Genomic DNA, 2,279 nt, shown 5'->3' with positions numbered 1-2,279 from the left:
GCTCTGTTCGATGTGTTCGCCATCGCTTTCAGTTTGAGCTGTCGCTTGCTGAGAAATATTCGACACTTCTTTTGCTGACGCTGTCATCTCTTCCATTGCCGTCGCCACCGAATCTAGCGAAGCATATTGTTGGCTGATTTGTGTTTCACTCAGTCTCATCTCTTGCTCAAATGAGGCGGAGGTCTCACTCATAGTGGTCGCATTCTCTTTCACTGTAACAACAAGCTCAGTGAGTGTATCCATTGCTTTATCGAGTGCACAGCCGATGGTGCCAAATTCATCACGGCCAGGGTGGAAACCAAGGCGAGAGGTCAGGTCACCCTCACCGATACGTTGAGTGGTGGTGTAAAGCACCCACAGTGCTCCACCTAAGAAGGTCGCCACCCAGTAACAGAAAATCGCAAACGGAACGGCCCACAATGCGCTTAGACCTAAGCTTGTAATGGCTTGTGACTGTACTTGCTCAGCTTGGGGCTTGTTATCCAATACTAATTGATAGACTTGCCCGTCATTTGCTTTCGCGGTGACGGTAGCAACACCATCTTTGTATTTAGGCGCTTGCAAAGACGATACACGAGTAACACTAGACATTTGCTTGATATTTTCAGGGGTGCCGACGCTTATAATCCCCTGTAGCCGCTGCTCTGCGGCATAGATAGTACTCTGCTCAAACGAACTTATTTCTTGGTAGTACCTTCCACCCGCAATTGAGGCGAGTGCGACGAAAAAAAGGCCGAAAATGACCCAAATCTTGTCGTTAATAGACATCTTGATGAACAAGCGGTCTATGGTTCTAAAATCTACTTCTCTCATATCGTATCCCTGCTCCGTTTGCTCGGATGGCTGATTTGCTTTGTAAAAAGTATATGAATAAATCTATCGGCCTGAGGGGAATAATTATGAGTTATTTGTCGCAATATTTTGCAATTATATGCCGTGTTAGTTTGATAAATGTGATCTTCGTTGATGGTTGATTGAAAAATATACTTTTTACATCAACTAATATACTGCTGCTACCACGATATTAATATCTGCAGTTTGAACTTGGCTTTGTTTTTGCTAACTAGCTGTGTTGGTTGCATTTTAGAGGGTGTTATGGAAATAAGAACCGGTCATTTAGACCATCCAGAAGTGATTAGATTACTTGAAGATCATTTAGCCGATATGAATGCTACTTCACCCCCAGAGAGTGTACACGCGCTAGATGTCAGTTCACTTAAAGATCAGGCCGTGACATTTTGGAGTGGGTGGCAAGAAGAGCAATTGTTGGCTTGTGCTGCTATTAAACGTTTGGATTCCGAACATGCTGAACTTAAATCGATGCGCACTGCGCTTGATGCAAGATACAAAGGCGTGGCATCAACTATGCTCGGTCATGCTTTAGATTTTGCTCGCGAACACGGATTCAAACGAGTGAGCTTGGAGACTGGCTCAATGGCGTTTTTTGCTCCAGCTCGATCTCTGTATGAAAAATTCGGTTTTCGATATTGTGGGCCGTTCGGCAGCTACTCGCTAGATCCGAATAGCCAATTTATGACCTTAGAGTTACAACGTTAGTTTTGTTCGATGGGTTTTGGTTTATGTAACAGTTTACTAGGAGAAAAGCCAGTGACCATCATGGTGCCGCTAAGCACCATAATGGTGCCTAAAATGGTGTTCCATCCAATCGGCTCATCAAGAATCAATGAGCCCCAGAGAATACCGAACACGGGAATCAAAAAGGTGACGGAAAGAGCAGACGCAGCACCTTCGTCAGCGACAAGCCTGAAGTAGAGTAAGTACGCGGCCCCTGTACACACTACCCCTAAAATAACCACAGATATCACCTCAGCTTGGGTCGGCTCTCCCCTCATCGGAACAAAGGGTAGTAAAGGTAGGATGATTAACACCGCTGCCCACATGTTACCGTGGGCATTGTCAAATGCGGCTATTTTGGGCGCTGTTTTTGTGTAATTCGTAGCAATGCCGTAGCTAAACGCTGCCATTACGCTTGCAAGTATTGGTAGTGCGGCGTCTAAGCCAACATTTATTGCATCTATACCGACGAGCGTAGTCACCCCTATAACCCCGATTAACATGCCAGTACTAGCTTTGCCTGTTAGCTTAGTCTTATGCCAAAAGACTCCGATTAACGCTCCCCAAATCGCGGCTGTTGAGTTTAGAACCGATAGCGTCGATGCGTTTAAAGTTTGCGCAGCATAGGCGAGCAGCATAAAGGGAAGGGCAGTGTTGAATAACCCAATCGTCATAAAGTGTCTAAAATTATTTCTTAGGGGGAG

The 2,279-nt window shown here is 45.4% G+C and carries 3 protein-coding genes; 1 reads left to right on the top strand and 2 read right to left on the bottom strand.

From position 1 onward, the window contains the following. Positions 1 to 813: methyl-accepting chemotaxis protein (locus tag QTO00_RS18390; protein WP_331426064.1), on the bottom strand; the 813-nt coding region annotated here is incomplete at its 3' end. A gap of 282 nt (positions 814 to 1,095) precedes the next feature. Between QTO00_RS18390 and QTO00_RS18385 the strand changes: the two genes are divergently transcribed. Continuing rightward, positions 1,096 to 1,557, top strand: coding sequence for a GNAT family N-acetyltransferase (locus QTO00_RS18385; protein WP_331426063.1), 462 nt, complete (start codon positions 1,096 to 1,098; stop codon positions 1,555 to 1,557). Here QTO00_RS18385 and QTO00_RS18380 read toward each other — a convergent pair. Next, a partial coding sequence (locus QTO00_RS18380; RefSeq protein ID WP_331426062.1) for a DMT family transporter occupies positions 1,554 to 2,279 on the bottom strand: 726 nt, incomplete at its 5' end. The genes QTO00_RS18385 and QTO00_RS18380 overlap by 4 nt on opposite strands.

Origin of the sequence: Vibrio sp. M260118, from assembly GCF_036533755.1 — a bacterium.
Lineage (GTDB): Bacteria > Pseudomonadota > Gammaproteobacteria > Enterobacterales > Vibrionaceae > Vibrio.
The sequence above is the reverse complement of the archived record's forward strand: the minus strand, read 5'-3'. Positions and strand labels throughout refer to the sequence as shown.